This is a genomic window from Rothia sp. HMSC061C12 (genome assembly GCF_001815755.1).
In the GTDB taxonomy this organism is placed as follows: domain Bacteria; phylum Actinomycetota; class Actinomycetes; order Actinomycetales; family Micrococcaceae; genus Rothia; species Rothia mucilaginosa.
On the sequence record NZ_KV821854.1, the window covers coordinates 1 to 17,403 of the forward strand.

Sequence of the window (17,403 nt, forward strand, 5' to 3'; positions counted from 1 at the left end):
GTTTGCGTTCACTGTATGGTTTTTGGATAATAACCCTGGGCTTCCTTTGGGAAGTTGAGGCTTTTTATTCGGAAATTTTGAATAACGAAGTTATTCGCTAGATTTTCCGTGGTTATAGCAAGAGGGAAACGCCTGGTTCCATTCCGAACCCAGAAGCTAAGACTCTTCGCGCCGATGGTACTGCACTTTTGAGGGTGTGGGAGAGTAGGTCACCGCGGGTTTTTTATTCAAGAGGGGAAGACCTTATAGGTCTTCCCCTCTTTTTGTGTACCCAAAAACTCCTAGAACGAAAACTCCTGGAACGAAAGACACCTAACTCAGCAAAGGTGCAGAGACTCATAGACCCAGAGACGCAGAGATTCAGCAGAGAGGCAGCGGAACAGGGGATGTAGCCTCGCCAGACAGCGTGCCAACCTGATACAGAGGCAAGGAGATGGGGAGTTCACAGATCCGCCTGAATGACGAAATAGAGGGCACGGCAGAGAAACTCTTGGTACCTTAACAGCAAGAGCAGTCCATATCTCTACTTCAACGAGTAGAGAGCAAACAAAGGAGCATCATCATGGCTGATGAGAAGAGCATCTACGAACGCTGGAGCGAAGAACGCCTCGACCCGCCCTTCCCCAAAGAATGGGGACTGGACGAAGAAGACGAAGCTGAGCTGCTCTGGCCCATCTGGCCCCTGCTGTTCATGGGTGAATCTGATACTGAGCAGTACGTAGAAACGATCACCGATTATGTGATGGATGCACTCGAGCTGGAATACGATGGGGAGAACGAAGACAGCAAGCTCTGGGAAAAGCGCGTAGAAGACTACGTGGAAGAGCTCATCAAGCGTCGTCGTGCATTCGCCGCTGAGCTGGGCATTACCCCCGAAATGCAGAAGAACTCCAACCTCAACCGCGCCTTCGCAGCGCTGGAAGAAGAAGGAGTCATCGCACGACAGAACTTCACCTGCTGCGGTACCTGCGCATCCGCAGAAATCTGGGACGAGATCGACGACAGCCGTGAGTGGAAGGGATACATCTACTTCCACCAGCAGGACACTGAAAGCCTCGCTGAAAGCGGCGGCACCTACGTTGGGTTCGGCTCCTTCCTTGCCTACCCCAGGGACGAAAATGAATGGAACGCGCTGAGCGATGCGCAGAAGGAAGAGATCAGTGCCCTTCACAAGAAGCTCTCCGTGGAGCTCATGAAGGACACTATTATTCCCGTACTGGAGAAGCACGGTCTGAGTGTGAAGTGGAAGGGGAATTTCGATACTCGCCCGTTCATTGGGGGAGTGGAAGTCTATAACATTCCCTAACGGCTGGTGAACCGAACCGGGTGGGTGCCTCGGAGTAGCTTGTGGCAGGGGAGGAACCTCCCAACGCTACGAAAGTTTACGAGGAAAATAAGCTGAGAGCGTGAGAACAGACACCACGATATCTCAGTCAGAGTATTAACTAGCCGATACGGCACCCATTCGGTAGGCTAGACGGGTAGCGCGGTACGTCCACACTAGAGATTAGACGGAACCTATCCACGTGATAGGAACTGATCGACATAGCTTTCAGCTGCTATATACGGCAGAAGCTGAGCTCTAGAACACCCTATAGGGGATAAGAACAACCCCGGGCCGGAAGAGTCAGGTCGTCTGAGCTTTGCTCGGATGGACGCTCACTCCAACCGGAGTAGGCTAGAAGAAGTGGACGAACCGCCACCCATATTCCCAACCAAAGGAGCAGGCATGTCGACCGACGCTCGCGAAAAAGCCCGCCAGATTGCGGCCCAGCAGGCCAAGAAGAGCCCCAGCCAGGCAAGCCGCCGCTGGCTCCAGTTCGGCGTACTCGCCGTGGTCCTCATCATCGTAGGTATCATCGGCTTCGTCGTAGTCAACGGCAACAAGAACACCAAGGTAGCAGAAAGCGGCCCGGTGCCCTCCAGCGCCAACGAATACGGTGGCATTGTGCTGACCAAGGACGGCATCGTCCAGAACTCCTCCACCCAGGAGAACCGCGACTTCAAGCAACTCGCAACCTCGACCTCCTCCGTGACCCCCATGGTCAACGGAACCGCAGCAGCAGTCAACACCCTGCCCCCGGGCGTGCAGACCGCTGAAGAGGCATCCAAGAACGGCCAGCCCGTACGCGTGACCATCTTCCAGGACTACAACTGCGTGCACTGTGCAGAGTTCGAGAAGAAGTACGGTGAAGAAATCCAGAAGCTCGTCGAGGACGGCACCATCACCCTGGAAATCCGCAACCTGACCTTCCTGGACCGCTCCTCGCCCACCGCTTACTCCGCACGTAACGCGGCAGCAGCATATTCCGTGGCCAACCAGGTCAGCACCAGCGACTTCCTGAACTACCAGCGTGAGATCTTTACTCACCAGGGCCGCGGCGACATGAACAACCAGCAGATCGCCGACATCGCTTCTAAGCACGGTGCGTCCATCGGCTCCGATATGAACGATGGCAAGTGGCGCCCCTTCGTGGACGTGGTCAACGCTGAATCCGCAAAGAACGGTATTAAGGGTACCCCCACCGTCTTCGTTGATGGTGACCAGTACACCAGCAACGACTTCAGCACCTTCCTGAAGGAAAAGATCGAAGCTAAGAAGAAGTAACCGCTTCGATACGAAAACCCGGTAACCTCGGCGTGAGGCTACCGGGTTTTTCCATACACGGTGATAAGTACGAGGGGTGGGTGAGCAGCGTACAGAAGCGGTGCTCATAAGGGGTAAAACGAAGGAAACGAACATACCATCACCCCATAATTTAGAAGTATTCTCAACCAAACCCTAAAAGAACAACTAAGCAGACTCAACCAAGAGAATAGGGTACACTGGACAGGTTGCCTCCTTAGCTCAGTTGGCCAGAGCATCTGTCTTGTAAACAGAGGGTCACCGGTTCGAATCCGGTAGGGGGCTCAGAAAAATCCTGGTTCGCACCAGCCTCATAGCAGAGGTGCGGATCAGGATTTTATTGTACGAGTGTCCTGTAGTGTCTAAGGGACCCGCACTAGCACATCGACATCCATCCTGAGGAACCGAGAATGTCTGAAACCTCCGGAACCCCGCAGGCTCCCGCCTCGCAGGGAACCTACACCACCGCCCCGCGCAGCATCAAAGCACGCGAAGCCAGCGACTACCCCCTCGAAGAGTTCATCGAATCGCGAGGATTCCGCCCTGAAATTCAGGGCCTGCGAGCCTTCGCCGTGCTCCTCGTGGTGCTCTACCACGTCTGGGTCGGCAAAGTCTCCGGCGGTGTGGATGTCTTCCTCTTCATCTCCGCCTTCCTGCTCTCGCTCTCCTTCATGCGTAAGATCAACGAAGGCAAACCCCTCAATCTCTTCAGCTACTGGATGCACGTCTTCCAGCGACTGCTACCCGTAGCCACCGTGGTTATCGCGTGTACCACGATTGCGTCCTTCTTCGTGCTCGCGCCCAGCCGCTGGTCGCAAACCGTCACCGACGCAACGAGCTCCCTGTTCTACTTCCAGAACTGGAACCTCGCGTTCAGCTCCGTGGACTACTACGCCCAAAACGCTTCCGTGAAGTCACCCTTCCAGCACTTCTGGTCGCTCTCCATCCAGGGGCAGATCTTCATCATCTGGCCCCTGCTCTTCGCCGCAGTAGCCTACGTCGTGCACCGATTCCGCGGGAACCTTTTCACCACCGCGGTATTCATCTTCAACACGGTATTCGTAGCATCCCTGACCTTCTCCATCGTCGAAACCGACACCAACCAGGGATTCGCCTACTTCGACACCCGCACCCGCCTGTGGGAATTCGCCATCGGCACCCTGCTGGCGATGCTCACCCTCAAATGGAAGGCGCCCGAAAAGGCGCGAGTCGTCATGGGCTGGGTCGGCATCATCGGCCTGGTCACCTGCGGTGCAATCCTGCCCGTCGAACGAGCCTTCCCCGGCTACCTGGCGCTCTGGCCCGTGCTCTCCGGCGCCCTCGTCATCATGGCAGGCCGCACCAACAGCCGCTGGGGCATCGATCGACTGCTGGTCTCCGCACCCCTGCAGAACCTCGGCAACATCTCCTACGCCCTGTACCTGGTGCACTGGCCCATCCTCATCCTCTACAGCAGCGCCGTCGGTACCTCCCGCGTGAACTTCATCGAAGGTGCTGTCATCATCCTTACCTCCATCGGCCTGGCATGGTTGCTCATCCGCTTCGTCGAGAAGCCGCTGCGCTACCGCAAGGACCCCTTCGTACCCTGGCTCATGATGAAGATGCGCTTCAAGACCATCTTCTCGGTCAAGACCTGGGCAGACCAGCTCGCCTTCATCCTCGCGATCTTCCTGGTCGCAGGTGTACCCCTGGTAGCCGCACAGGCATGGGTAGGCTACCGCAACACCCAGTCCGAGCAGAACGCCGAACTGCAGGTACAGACCGCCAGCGAAAACTACCCCGGCGCCCGCGCTATCGGCGGCGCCCAGCAGGGACTCATTGACAACCCCATCCCCTCCGGTGGTGACGTCAAAACCCAGTTCGACGGACTGAGCGACCCCTGCGTTGGCAGCTTCGCGCCCTCCGACCCGGCACTCGCCAAGTACTGCAGCCTGCAGAAGTACGGACCCGAGGACGCACCGCTGACCATGGTCATCGGTAACTCCCACGCCGAACAGGCGCTGAGCATCTTCAAGCCCATCGCAGAACAGACCAAAACCAACCTGCAGACCTACCTGCTCGGTGGCTGCCAGTACCCGGTCCGCGCCGTCAACGCCAGCAACGAATGCTCGGAATTCAACACCAAGATGACCGAGGAAATTCTCAAGCGTAAGCCGCAGACCGTGGTGCTCATCGCCACCGTTGCCCAGGCACGCTCGAACGACGAACGAGTCGACCCGAGCCTCGATGAGACGGTCCGCCGCCTCACCGAAGCAGGAGTCCAGGTCATTGGCCTGCGCGATAACCCGCGCTTCGAGTACAACATCTACGAATGCGCTCAGAAGGCCGGCGCCGACAAGAGCTCCTGCGCACGACCCGCAAGCGACAAGTACGCCGCAGAAAACCCTGCAAAGGAAATCTTCGACAAGTACCGCAACCAGGGTGCCGTCATGGTGGACCTGAAGGACGTGTACTGCCCGGACGGCATGTGCAGCCCCGTGGTTGGAAACATCTACGTCTACATCGATGACAACCATGTCTCCAAGACCTACAGCCGCACCATGGCTCAGGAAGTCTTCCAGCGTGCAGCGGAAGGCGGCTGGCTCGTCAACGGAAAAGTGAACTTCTAAAGTTCGCCGATATAGCGGATCCCCCGTGCTGTTCTACAGAAGTGTGAACGGTTCGGGGGATTCGCTATATTCTGACCCGAAATTAGGATAGGCTAAGTTAGGAGGCTCCCGGGAAAAGCCTTAGAGAAGAAAGGACGCCATGAAAGAAATCACCGAACGCACCCTCAAAGTAGAGAACGTCAGCCTCGGCTACGGCGAAACCACCATCGTCAAAGACCTCTCCCTCGAATTCCCGAAGGGCAAAGTTACCGCCATCATCGGCCCCAACGGCTGCGGTAAATCCACCCTGCTACGCGGTGTCTCCCGACTACTCAAGCCGCTCAACGGCGACTTCACCCTCGACGGCAAACCCACCCACGAATACTCCATGAAGGGCTTCGCCCGCATGGTTGGGCTCATGCCCCAGCATCCCATCGCCCCCGAAGGAATTACCGTAGCAGACCTGGTCTCCCGCGGCCGCTACCCCTACCAAGGCCTCTTCAAACGCAATAGCGCCGAAGATGATGAGGCGGTCGCCTGGGCGCTAGAAGCCACCGACACTATGTCCCTCGCCGAACGACAGGTCACCGAACTCTCCGGCGGCCAACGTCAGCGCGTCTGGATTGCCATGGCGCTCGCCCAAGAAACTGACATTCTACTGCTGGACGAGCCGACCACCTACCTCGACCTGGCACATCAGGTGGAGCTACTCGACCTACTCTCGGACCTCAACGAACAGCGCGGCACCACCATGATCATGGTGCTGCACGAACTGAACCTCGCCGCTCGAGTCGCTGATTACCTCGTCGCTATGAAGGACGGCTCCATCGTCGCCCAAGGCGAAGCACACGACGTGCTCACCCGTGAGAACCTGCACACCATTTTCGGTCTGAAAGCAGAGGTCGCCGATCCGTTTAACGACGGCAGCGTCGTGGTTGTTCCGCATCCCCGGAGTGCGTCCACCGTTGCCGGTTCAGCTGTCGCATCCTAAGAAACCCCCGCTCATATCTGATGAAGTGCCCATAACAGTGGGATACTGGAAAGTAGGACGCACCGAAAGCTAAGCGAAGAAGCCGGTACACCGCGCGGGTGTGCCGGCTTCTTCCACAGAAGGGTCATTCTCTATAGAGGCCCGGAAAGAAGAACACAATGACGACCCCGCTCCTAGACTCCAACGGCAAGCTCAACGGTGAATCAGTACGCTACGTGGCAATCGGCGACTCCTTCACCGAAGGTGTGGGCGACGTTGACCGCCGCCGCCCTAACAGCCTGCGCGGCTGGGCAGACCGCGTTGCCGAAGGCATCGGTGCAGTAGACCCGCAGGCGCAGTACGCAAACCTTGCTATCCGCGGCCGCCTGCTCGGTCCCATCCTGGATGAACAGCTGCCTCGAGCCCTGGACCTCTGCCCCAACATTGTCACCTTCTACGGTGGCGGCAATGACATCATGCGACCCAACGTGGATATTGACCAGCTCATGACTCACGTAGACGAAGCCTTCGCCACCCTGCGCGGCGAAGGAATCGAAGTGCTTACCGTAACCGGCCTGGATGTACAGGGCCAGGGCCCCTTCGCCCGTACCCGCGGCCGTACCGCCACCTACAACGAGCTACTGCGTGGTATCGCTGAGGACCACGGCGTGCACATTATCGACTACTGGCGCTGGAACGACTTCCTTGATTGGCGTCTGTGGGCTGACGACCGCCTGCACATGAACGACCTCGGCCACGAACGCTTCGCATCTCGCGTACTGGCGCAGCTCGGCCTGCCCGGTGTGATCACCGAATCGGTACTGCCCCCGGAGGTGCAGCTGACCGCCCGCGAGAAGATCGAGCAGGAGGCACGCTGGGTCCGTGAGTTTGCCCTGCCGTGGATTGGCCGCCGTCTAAAGGGAACAAGCTCCGGGGACGGTGTGAGCCCCAAGTACCCGCAGTGGGTGCCCGCGGCAAGTCTTAAGAACTAGGCTGAAGAACTAGGGGCGCGGTGGCTCACGGTACGGCGTAAAACTGTACGCCGGGGGAGTGTCCTGCGCGGTATCTGTACCGTATTTGTGCCTGCATCTACGCCGTAACTGGAACGGTAAATCCGCCGTTACCCGTACCGTTGCGACCCCTTAAACCGCCCTTTAAAACCGGGGCGGAAGCGTTAAAACGAGAGTTAAAAGCTCTTTAAACGCGTATTTAAGCCCGTTTAATAGCCCTGCGCACACCGCAAGAAGCGGTGGCGCGGGGCTGTTTAAGGCTTAAATCCGGCTTAAGCTGTTAATCTCACAACATGAATTTCACCGGTGTAATTTATCCCCGGTCACATAGAGAACATCCGTTCTTAAAAAGGCGCATTAACGCCTGACTAGGGGCGTTAAAGAATTCCTTAAAAACATCTGGACTTGCAAAAACACCCATTTTTGATAGAATGGATAGGTATGTTTGCCGCTCGAAGGCAGGCGTGCATCCGCGAATCGAGCACTTCGCTTAAACGAGATGCAATTGGCTCAGAACACCGAGATTCCGCGGATTTTTAAGGCAAAATCCGGCGTGCAGGCTTGCACGAACCCCCGTATTTACCTAGAATTTAACGCTGTTCGTAGTGGTGGAAACGCCTCTCGACACTAATAAGCTTCACCGTTTTTCCCGCGGCGGGGATCGATGCGTGGCCTCTCACCCACGTGACGATCTCAAACACTCTAGCCCGGCGAATAACCCGGTGCTTCTACATTGGTGGCGGGACGCTCACGAGTAACATCGACTGCGTACCGTCATAAAAGTCAATCAATAAAGGAGTGAAACATGGCAGCAGTCTGCCAGGTGACCGGAGCTGTTCCCGGCTTTGGACACAGCATTTCGCACTCGCATCGCCGCAACAAGCGTCGATTCGACCCGAACGTTCAGAAGAAGACCTACTGGGTTCCTTCGCTGCGTCGTAAGGTAACCCTGAACGTGTCCGCTAAGGGCATCAAGGTTATCGATGCTCGTGGCATCGATGCCGTTGTTGCAGAAATCATCGCACGCGGGGAGAAGATCTAGTAAATGGCATCCAAGGCTAAGGACCTCCGTCCTATCATCAAGCTCAAGTCCACTGCTGGCACCGGTTACACCTACGTGACCCGTAAGAACCGCCGCAACAACCCCGACCGTATGGTGCTGAAGAAGTACGACCCCGTCGTTCGCAAGCACGTTGACTTCCGAGAGGAGCGCTAAGAATGGCTAAGAAGTCCAAGATCGCTCGCAACGAGCAGCGCAAGGTCATCGTCGCTCGCTACAACGAGAAGCGTATCGCGCTGAAGAAGACCCTAATCGACGAGAACGCTACCCCCGAGGAGCGCGAAGCAGCACGCGTGGCACTGCAGAAGCTGCCCCGCAACGCTTCCCCCGTTCGCGTGCGTAACCGCGACCAGATCGACGGCCGCCCCCGCGGTACCTTCCAGAAGTTCGGTATCTCCCGCGTGCGCTTCCGCGAGATGGCACACCGTGGCGAGCTGCCCGGTATCACCAAGTCCAGCTGGTAAATCTGGTATTTTAGTTCCTAAACGGTTTTCCGTCGTTACCGACGGTCACTCGCTTTAGACTCAAACCTTAAGTCTCTGGAAGGGGCACCCTAATGGCTAAGAACCGTACCGAACTCGTTGCAGAGGTTGCAGAGAAGTCTGGCAAGAGCCAGGCAACTGTAAACGCAGTCCTCGACGCAGTGTTCCAGGTTTTCGAGTCTTCCGTCTCCAAGGGCGAGAAGATCACCATCCCCGGTTGGATGGCAATCGAGCGCACCGACCGTGCAGCTCGTACCGGCCGTAACCCGCAGACCGGCGAAACCATCCAGATTCCCGCCGGTCACGGCGTGAAGCTGACCGCAGGCTCCAAGCTGAAGGCAGCAGTCGCTAAGAAGAAGTAATTCTTGAGACTTTGAATCTGCTAAAGACCCCCACCAATATGGTGGGGGTCTTTTAGTATGCCCAGATGCTCTCTTGACGATAGGGGTATGGGGTGCTGGGGGAGGGGGCGCGTCTGGAGGGCTGGGAGGGCACGTGCGGCGGGGAGCGTGCGCAAGGCAGGGAGCGTGCACAAGGTGGGTCTTCAAGACCCTAACCCTTAACTCGAGCATAAGATACAGAAAGTAGCTCGGTTTCACAGGGGAAGCTATGATGGGCTACAGAAAAAATAAAGAAAATTTATACATTTAAGCAGAAAGCTATGCATGAGCTGAGCGAAAAATCGCGATTATCAAACCCCGCTGGGAAAAATACTTATACATCCCCGTTTGGACACAGCTTAAACACAGCAAACTAAAGCTCAATCTTAGACTCACACCCTAAGCTGGAATCACCGGCGAAGGAAAAGCCACACACCATACGCGGCGGCCCCACCCAACCGGAAAATCAACCATACAAACCCCGGACGATTGACCCTCCGGGATGCACAAGGAGAACCACCTCATGGCACGCCCCGCACTGCACACTTCCGCACAGGCCACCAACCGTCGCTTCCGCACCGGCGCGGCAGCACTGTCCCTGGCAGCAATCGCAGCACTCGGCCTGAGCGCCTGCGGTACACAGAACACCTCCAACCCGGCACCCACCGCCACCGCGACCGCTAAGGCATCCTCCACCGCCGACGCAGCAGTCAACGCGGGCAACGGCAAGGTCACCGTCAAGGCAAGCGACGCAGCCTCCCCGAGCGCCACCGCAAGCAGCTCCCAGGGCACCGTCACCGTCACCGAAAACGGTGTGACCGTCAGCGGTGCTGATGGTACCGGGGTCACCGCAGACGCCAACGGTAATGTGACCGTCAACGGCGCGAACGGAACCGGCGTGACCGCCGATGTTAGCGGCAACGCAACCGTCAATGGCAGCTCGGCATCGAACAACTCGGGCTCCTCCGCAAAGGTCGACGAAAAGGCCGGTGAAACCACCGCCAAGAACGGCTCCAACGGCGCAGGTAACAGCTCCGGTAACGGCACCGTGACCGTCGACAGCGGAACCGTCAGCGCAGCCAACGGCTACACCCTCATCGAAATCAAGACCGACGGCGGCTGGTCCTACCACGCCCCCAACGGCGACATCATCGAGGTACGAGCTGACGGCTCCTGGGAGCGCGTTGGCGATGGAGGCGTCGTTGAGGTTGATGCTGACGGCTCCTGGGAACAGACCGGCGAGAACGGCGTAATCGAGGTAGAAGCTAACGGCACCTGGGAACAGACCGGCGGCAAAGGCGCGGTTAAGGTACCCAGCGTCCCCCTCAAGCCCGCCGGTGCTGTCGCTAACCCCGTCAAGCCCGTCACTCCCCGCCGCTAAGAAGCTGGCTGACAAGCTGGGTGAAAACGTAGGCTATCCCACTCGCTAGAATGCGGATAAACGCCCACACGCCCGGATAATCACACCCAAACTCGATAGAATTAACGCGGTTGGTTACACCGATAATCGTTATGGAATCCCACAAGGATTCTGCGCACGACGCGAATACGTCGTCAACTAGCCGCACCATACTAACAACCACAAGGAGAAACAATGGCAATCGCCCCCGCAATGAAGAAGACCACCGCGGTTCTGTCCATCGCTTTCGCAGGCGCACTGGGCCTGAGCGCATGTGGCTCCCAGTCCTCTTCCACCACCGCCACTGCATCCGCATCCGCTTCCGCTTCGGCAACTGCATCTGCAAGCGCATCGGCTAAGGCATCCTCGGCGGCAACCACCTCTGCAGCTTCCGCTTCTGCTACAGCAGATGTGAAGGTTGACAAGGACGGCAACGTCACCGTCAAGGCTAACGACGGCGAAGGCAACTCCGCAGACGTGAAGGTCGGCGCAGACGGCAAGGCATCCGTAGACGCTAAGGACTCCGAGGGTAACTCCTCCAAGGTAGAGTCCGACGAAAAGGGCACCAAGGCTGAGTCCAAGGACTCCGAGGGCAACGCAGCATCCTCCTCCACCGTTGAGGGCGACGTTATCGTTTCCGAGGACGGCGGCTGGTCCATTCAGGGCGACGAAGGTCAGGTAGCTGTACAGGCTGACGGCTCCTGGAGCCGCCAGGACGCAAACGGCCAGGTTGCAGTCAAGGCTGACGGCTCCTGGAGCATCCAGGCTAACAGCGGCCTGCAGGCAACCGTGGACGCATCCGGTGAAGTAACCTCCATCGTTGGCGGCGAGAAGGCAGATCTGAAGGCTCCGAAGGTTCCCGCAAAGCCCGCACAGGCTAAGGTCACCCCCGTCAAGCCCGTTCAGCCCAAGAAGTAATAAGCTGACCAGTGCATAACAAACGCCCCGTGCGCATCCGAACGTGATGCGTGCGGGGCCGTTTTGCGTCTTCAAGTTGCGCTGAACTCCTAGGGAAAATAGGAAGCTTCGCATAACTGTTGTTAGGATTAGGGAGGCGCTCAGAATCTAGCTCTCACTCAACTCTCACTCAACAAACAACCACACTATAGGTCTCCCCGGCATAGCACGGGGATCTACCAGAAAAGAGAACACAGTGAAGAAAACTATGGCTGTTCTGTCCCTGAGCCTCGCCGCAACCTTCGGTCTTGCCGCGTGCAGCTCCAACGCCAAGGCACCCGCCGAAAGCCAGAGTGCATCCGCGAGCGCGTCCGCTTCGGCAAGCGCGTCTGCCTCCTCCAACGCGTCCGCAACTGCAACCACCTCGGCAGCTACCTCAGCATCCACTTCGGCAAGTGCATCTGCTTCTGCACACGCAAATAGCTCGAGCTCCTCCGCTAAGGCATCCGAAAGCCAGAAGGGTGGCTTGTCGGGTGCTTCCTCCATGCCCACGGACGCCACCGATAGTAGCTACGGCCCGAAGGTCTACGAGCATTACAAGGAAACCGTCGAAGAGGCTAAGAAAGATCACTCCACCAAGAGGACTACGAACACTGAAGGTAACGTGTACGCTGACCCTGACGGAAGCATCGCTGTTGTCGAAGCTAAGAACGGTAGCTACATCAGCATTGAGAACGACGGCAGCTGGGTACGTGTGACCCCTGAAGGCGAGGTTATCGCCGTGACTGAGAAGGGCGGCTGGGCCGCTGTCAAGCCTAACGGTGAAATCATTAACGTTGATGAGAATGGCGCGGCTTCCATTATGAACGTTAAGACCTCGGAGATTTCGGACGACTACCAGTCCCTGGAAGTGCCCAAGACCCCGGCTCCGGTGGGAGATTTCCCCGCCCCGAAGACCCCCGTTAAGCCGACTAGCATGGCTGTGAACTAACCGTATCCACCGCTTAGCTGGCGACTAGCTAGATCCGTTCGCCCCGTGCGCATCCGAACGTGATGCGTGCGGGGCGTTTTTGCGTCTTCAAGCCGCGCTGAGAAGACCAGTAGAGCTGAGATGACCCGTAAGCGGGGGAGGGGGCACCGCACCATCTCAGGGAGCTTTCAGGTCGCGGTGCTAGCATGGTGGCGTACACCGGGCATACCGGAGTACAGGTCAACCACACTACGCACTGCGCCGTTGCAGAGCGGCGCATACAGAAAGAGAAAATACAGTGAAGAAGTCTATTGCTGTTCTGTCCCTGACCATTGCCGGTGCCCTCGGCCTCGCAGCCTGCGGCGGCAACTCCGGCGCCAACTCCAACTCCTCCGCATCGGCAAGCGCGTCCGCTTCTGCAACCGCTTCCGCAACTGCCTCGGCACCCGCAAGCACCTCCGCAGCAGCAACCACCAAGAGCACCGCCTCCGCAGCAGCTGAAACCACCAAGGCAGAAACTAAGACCACCCAGGGCACCATCAGCACTCCCACCGACCTGCCCAGCGAAGCAACCGAAGCACTCAAGAAGGGTCAGGAATCCGCCAATCAGGTAGCCTCCGCAGGCTACACCGCCAGCAAGAAAGCCCTGGAACAGCTCAAGGAGCAGTCCGGCGTGAAGAAGGTGCAGACCAGCGATGGCACCGTCTACTACACCGATGAACTCGCTGCATTCGAATCCAAGGACGGCGCTATCATCAGCATCCAGAATAACGGTGTGTGGACCAGCATGGACTCCAACGGTACAACCATCGTCGTGAAAGAGGACGGCTCCTGGATCAAGACCAACCCCAAGGACAACCTCTACACCGTTGTCAATGCAGATGGCACCGCATCCGTGCTGAACACCAAGACCTTTGAGCAGGCGACTGACGTCTCCACCATCGAAACCCCGAAGGCACCCGGCCGTATCGACGGCTTCAGCGGCACCGCTAAGACCCCGGTCAAGCCCACCAAGATTGGTGACCTCTCCGAGGTTGCAGGCGCCAAGTAAAAACTAGCTCCTGCCCACTGGGCAGAACAGCCCACCACACTAGGGATACCAACGCCCCGCGCGCATCTATACGTGATGCGTGCGGGGCGTCTTTAATTATTTCTCACTCGGGGATGGAGAGGTTTAAATCTTCGGAATGGGTTGCAGGCGGCGCAATTGCGTCACATGCTTGGGTTCGAGTTCCTCAACGCAACTGACCTGTAGCAGGCGCATTGTGCGGCGCACCTCTTCCGAGAGGATCTCAATCGTGCGATCCACACCGCGGCGGCCACCCGCCATGAGTCCGTATAGGTAGGCGCGGCCAATCAGCGTGAACTTGGCGCCCAAGGCCAGCGAGGCCACCACATCCGCGCCGTTCATAATGCCGGTATCCACCATAACTTCGGTGTCCTTGCCGACCTCGCGAACCACTTCCGGGAGCAGGTGGAAGGGAACCGGAGCGCGGTCCAACTGGCGGCCGCCGTGGTTCGACAGTAGGATGCCGTCCACGCCTAAATCAGCCAGCTTCTTGGAATCCTCCACGTTTTGCACGCCCTTAATGACAATCTTGCCGGGCCACAACTCACGGATTTCCTTAAGATCCTCGTAATTGATGGACGGATCCATGGCAGCGTCCAGCAATTCGCCCACCGTGCCGCCTGTCGAGGAGAGTGAAGCGAACTCCAATTTGGGCGTGGTGAGGAAGTCATACCACCACCACGGGCGCGGAATCGCGTTCGCCACTGTCTTCAGCGAAAGCTGGGGCGGAATGGAAAAGCCGTTGCGCTTATCGCGCAGGCGCGCCCCCGCAATGGGCGTATCTACAGTGAAGAAGAGCGTATCGTAGCCAGCCTTTGCGGCGCGCTCGACCAAGCCGTAGGAAATCTCACGCTGACGCATCACGTACAGCTGGAACCACAGGCGGCCATTTGGGTTGACTCGGCGCACATCCTCAATGCTGGTTGTACCCAGGGTTGAGAGGGTGAAGGGGATGCCCGCTGCCCCCGCCGCGCCGGATCCGGCAATCTCGCCTTCGGTCTGCATGAGGCGTGTAAAGCCCGTGGGGGCGATACCGAAGGGTAGAGCGGAGGTGCCACCCAGTACCTTCGTGGTGGTGTCTACGGTGGAAACATCCGTCAGGATACCCGGGTGGAACTCGACATCCTCGAAGGCCTGGCGGGCGCGGGTCATTGACAGTTCACCTTCCGCGGCGCCGTCCGTGTAGTCGAAAGCGGCGGCTGGTGTGCGGCGCTTTGCGATGCGGCGCAAATCGTAGATGGTCAGTGCGCTCTGTAGGCGGTTGCCTGCAAAGTCGAGGCTGGGCTTCTTGAATTGCATAAATTCAAGTAGTTCGCTGGGCTTGGGGAGCTGACGTTGCACCATGGGAGGCCTTTCTCTTGGGGGGGCGCCGCCTGCAGGGCGGGCCTTGGGTGGGGGCGGGGTCGTCGGCGAGTCCCGCAGAAGGGTGTGCGAAAAATCGCACCCTCCCAGTCTAAAAATTAAGGGTTAGATTAATCAATAGTTAGGTAAGGCTTAACTTATTAAGTTAAATATTTCGGGGGTGCCCCGGCGTATCGGTACCGGAGGGCATGGCGAATGAATGAGATGCAATGATTTCCAAACCCGTGCATACCACTTTCGCACTCCTCAACTCACGCAAATATGACGTAATATGACGAGCCGTTACCTCCCGCGTTCACAATGCTCAACTCCCAGCGAACCACCCCCACCACGCTGGCATAATGGGGACAGCAAACCGACGCGCCCACACACGGCGCACCCAACAGGAGAGAGAACCCATGAGTGAGAACACCACCCGCAGCGTACGCGTGCGCGCCAGCGAACTCGAAGGCCGCGCCTGGCTCAACACCGGCGACAAGAACCTCACCCTGCAGGACCTTCGCGGCAAAATCGTTATTCTCGACTTCTGGACCCTCTGCTGCATCAACTGCCTGCACGTCCTCGACGAACTACGCCCTCTCGAAGAAGAATTCTCCGACGTGCTCGTCACCGTCGGCGTACACAGCCCCAAATTCGAACACGAAGCAGACCCCGTAGCGCTCGCCGCAGCCGTCGACCGCTACCACATCACCCACCCCGTACTTGACGACCCCGAACTGACCACCTGGCAGGCCTACACCGCCCGCGCATGGCCCACCCTCGTCGTCGTCGACCCCGAAGGCTACATCGTCGCCCACCTCTCCGGCGAAGGCCACGTGCAGGGCCTCACCTCCCTCGTACGCGAACTCGTCGCCGAGCACGAGGCGAAGGGCACCCTACACCGCGGTGACGGCCCCTACGTGCCCCGCCCCAAGGCAGCCGGCACCTACGCCTTCCCCGGCAAGGCCATCGAACTGCCCGCCGAATTCGGCCCCGCAAACCTCTTCGGCAACCGCGAACGCACCTACCTCGTCGCAGACAGCGCACGCCACCGCATCCTGCAGGTAGCAGCCGACCTCAACACCGTCATCAACACCTACGGCGGCGGCAACGACCCCATCAACCACCCCGTCAAGGGCCACGTCGACGGCACCGGCACCGAAGCACGCTTCAACGAGCCCGCCGGCCTCGCCCTCGTACCCGAAAACCTGCGCGAACAGCTCGGCTACGACGTGCTCGTCGCCGACACCGTCAACCACCGCCTGCGCTCCCTCAACCTGAGCACCGGCGAAGTACGCACCCTCGCAGGCAACGGCGTGCAGCGCGTCATCGATGGCGACAACGCCATCACCGGCGACCCCAACCACATCCCCGCCGGTGTACCCGCCACCGAGATTGCGCTCTCCTCGCCCTGGGATGCCGTCTACTCCCGCGAAGCCGGCCAGTTCATCATCGCCATGGCAGGCACCCACCAGCTCTTCGGCTACGAACCCGTCACCGGCACCGTCAGCATCTTCGCAGGCTCCGGCGTCGAAGGCCTCGCCGACGGCCCTGCCGCCGACGCATGGTTCGCCCAGCCCTCCGGCATCATCGAAGCACGCGACGGTAGCCTCTGGGTCGCATGCTCCGAAACCAGCGGCCTGCGCCACATCACCTTCACCGAAGACGGCGTACAGGTCACCTCCGCCGTCGGCAAGGGCCTGTTCGACTTCGGCTTCGTCGACGGCGACTCCGACACCGCCCGCATGCAGCACCCCCTCGGCCTGACCGAACTGCCCGACGGATCTATCGCAGTCGCCGACACCTACAACGGCGCCATCCGCCGCTGGGACCCGGTTACCGGCACCCTCGGCACCCTCGAACGCGGCCTCGACGAGCCCTCCGACCTGCTCGTCGAAGAAGTACCCGGCGAAGAACCGCGCCTCATCATCGTCGAAACCAACGCCCACCAGCTTGTACGCGCCTCCATCCCCGCCAAGGCACAGCACGTCGACGAAGGCGCCATCACCACCGCACGCCCCTCCACCAAGCTCACCGGCGGCACCCTCGAATTCACCTCACGATTCACCGTGCCCACCGGCCAGAAGCTCGACACCCGCTGGGGCGACCCCACCCAGCTGAAGATCTCATCCACCCCCGAGAACTTCATCCTGGAAGGCGCCGGCACCTCCACCGGACTGACCCGCACCCTCGTACTCAACCCCGAAATCACCGAGGCAGTCCTGCACATCACCGCACGCGCCGCCGCCTGCGACGGCACCCCCGGCGGTGACATCCCCGAGCATGCAGCATGCCACCTCTACCAGCAGGACTGGGGTATTCCCGTCGTCGTGACCGGTGACGAAGCAGACGAAAGCGAACTCGTCCTGGACCTTCGCGGTATCAACTAGGGATCTATAAAAGAATCAAGGGTCAGTATTATCCTCGCTCCTACAGGGGCACCCGTCCTCGCTTCGCTTCGGACACCCTGATGTCGCTACGGATAATACTGACCCTTTTCTGCTGTGCCGCCCTGATACCGCTACGGATAGCGCCGGTTCCCTTTGTGCTTTTTAGGATTGTGGGACTCGAAAGGGCCGGGTCATCCTCGCTCCTACAGGGGCACCCGTCC

Annotated in this window: 15 protein-coding genes, 1 tRNA gene and 1 rRNA gene; 16 read left to right on the forward strand and 1 reads right to left on the reverse strand. The window is 58.9% G+C overall.

The window, feature by feature from the left end; translation table 11 throughout:
- Window positions 1-104 precede the first annotated feature (104 nt).
- From rrf to HMPREF3055_RS03475, 15 genes are all read left to right on the forward strand, one after another.
- Window positions 105-221, forward strand: a 5S ribosomal RNA gene (gene rrf / locus HMPREF3055_RS03400).
- Between the two features lie 341 nt (window positions 222-562).
- A complete protein-coding gene (locus HMPREF3055_RS03405) occupies window positions 563-1,306 on the forward strand; it encodes a DUF6891 domain-containing protein (protein ID WP_070688017.1) in 744 nt (247 codons plus the stop codon).
- Between the two features lie 423 nt (window positions 1,307-1,729).
- Window positions 1,730-2,608: a DsbA family protein gene (locus tag HMPREF3055_RS03410; RefSeq protein ID WP_049360034.1), complete on the forward strand. Its 879-nt coding sequence runs from the start codon at window positions 1,730-1,732 to the stop codon at window positions 2,606-2,608.
- A gap of 229 nt (window positions 2,609-2,837) precedes the next feature.
- Window positions 2,838-2,911 (forward strand) — tRNA-Thr (locus HMPREF3055_RS03415).
- A gap of 125 nt (window positions 2,912-3,036) precedes the next feature.
- Window positions 3,037-5,235, forward strand: a complete 2,199-nt coding sequence (locus HMPREF3055_RS03420; protein ID WP_049346886.1) for an acyltransferase family protein — start codon at window positions 3,037-3,039, stop codon at window positions 5,233-5,235.
- A 139-nt stretch (window positions 5,236-5,374) separates the two neighbouring features.
- Window positions 5,375-6,205, forward strand: coding sequence for an ABC transporter ATP-binding protein (locus HMPREF3055_RS03425; RefSeq protein ID WP_049340521.1), 831 nt, complete (start codon window positions 5,375-5,377; stop codon window positions 6,203-6,205).
- Window positions 6,206-6,363: 158 nt separating this feature from the next.
- Window positions 6,364-7,176 (forward strand): SGNH/GDSL hydrolase family protein, encoded by an 813-nt coding sequence (locus HMPREF3055_RS03430; protein ID WP_049340523.1) that lies wholly within the window; start codon window positions 6,364-6,366, stop codon window positions 7,174-7,176.
- An 823-nt stretch (window positions 7,177-7,999) separates the two neighbouring features.
- Window positions 8,000-8,236, forward strand: a complete 237-nt coding sequence (rpmB, locus tag HMPREF3055_RS03435; protein ID WP_004005966.1) for a 50S ribosomal protein L28 — start codon at window positions 8,000-8,002, stop codon at window positions 8,234-8,236.
- Between the two features lie 3 nt (window positions 8,237-8,239).
- Entirely contained in the window at window positions 8,240-8,410 is a 171-nt protein-coding gene (rpmG, locus tag HMPREF3055_RS03440) for a 50S ribosomal protein L33 (protein WP_004005967.1), read from the forward strand.
- Between the two features lie 2 nt (window positions 8,411-8,412).
- Window positions 8,413-8,718: a 30S ribosomal protein S14 gene (gene rpsN / locus HMPREF3055_RS03445; protein WP_005506731.1), complete on the forward strand. Its 306-nt coding sequence runs from the start codon at window positions 8,413-8,415 to the stop codon at window positions 8,716-8,718.
- Window positions 8,719-8,810: 92 nt separating this feature from the next.
- Window positions 8,811-9,098, forward strand: coding sequence for an HU family DNA-binding protein (locus HMPREF3055_RS03450; RefSeq protein WP_005506733.1), 288 nt, complete (start codon window positions 8,811-8,813; stop codon window positions 9,096-9,098).
- Between the two features lie 541 nt (window positions 9,099-9,639).
- On the forward strand, window positions 9,640-10,497 hold the full coding sequence (locus HMPREF3055_RS03455; RefSeq protein ID WP_049350546.1) for a hypothetical protein: 858 nt from the start codon (window positions 9,640-9,642) through the stop codon (window positions 10,495-10,497).
- Window positions 10,498-10,710: 213 nt separating this feature from the next.
- A complete protein-coding gene (locus HMPREF3055_RS03465) occupies window positions 10,711-11,433 on the forward strand; it encodes a hypothetical protein (protein ID WP_049354943.1) in 723 nt (240 codons plus the stop codon).
- Between the two features lie 247 nt (window positions 11,434-11,680).
- Window positions 11,681-12,403, forward strand: coding sequence for a transcriptional regulator (locus HMPREF3055_RS03470; RefSeq protein WP_239663439.1), 723 nt, complete (start codon window positions 11,681-11,683; stop codon window positions 12,401-12,403).
- Window positions 12,404-12,680: 277 nt separating this feature from the next.
- Window positions 12,681-13,433, forward strand: coding sequence for a hypothetical protein (locus HMPREF3055_RS03475; RefSeq protein WP_049340532.1), 753 nt, complete (start codon window positions 12,681-12,683; stop codon window positions 13,431-13,433).
- A 123-nt stretch (window positions 13,434-13,556) separates the two neighbouring features.
- Here HMPREF3055_RS03475 and HMPREF3055_RS03480 read toward each other — a convergent pair whose 3' ends face one another.
- The gene (locus HMPREF3055_RS03480; RefSeq protein ID WP_049340534.1) at window positions 13,557-14,795 is read right to left on the reverse strand and encodes an alpha-hydroxy acid oxidase; all 1,239 of its coding nucleotides are present in this window, start codon (window positions 14,793-14,795) and stop codon (window positions 13,557-13,559) included.
- Between the two features lie 416 nt (window positions 14,796-15,211).
- Here HMPREF3055_RS03480 and HMPREF3055_RS03485 point away from each other — a divergent pair, with 416 nt between their 5' ends.
- On the forward strand, window positions 15,212-17,182 hold the full coding sequence (locus HMPREF3055_RS03485) for an NHL domain-containing thioredoxin family protein (RefSeq protein ID WP_049352216.1): 1,971 nt from the start codon (window positions 15,212-15,214) through the stop codon (window positions 17,180-17,182).
- Window positions 17,183-17,403: the final 221 nt, after the last annotated feature.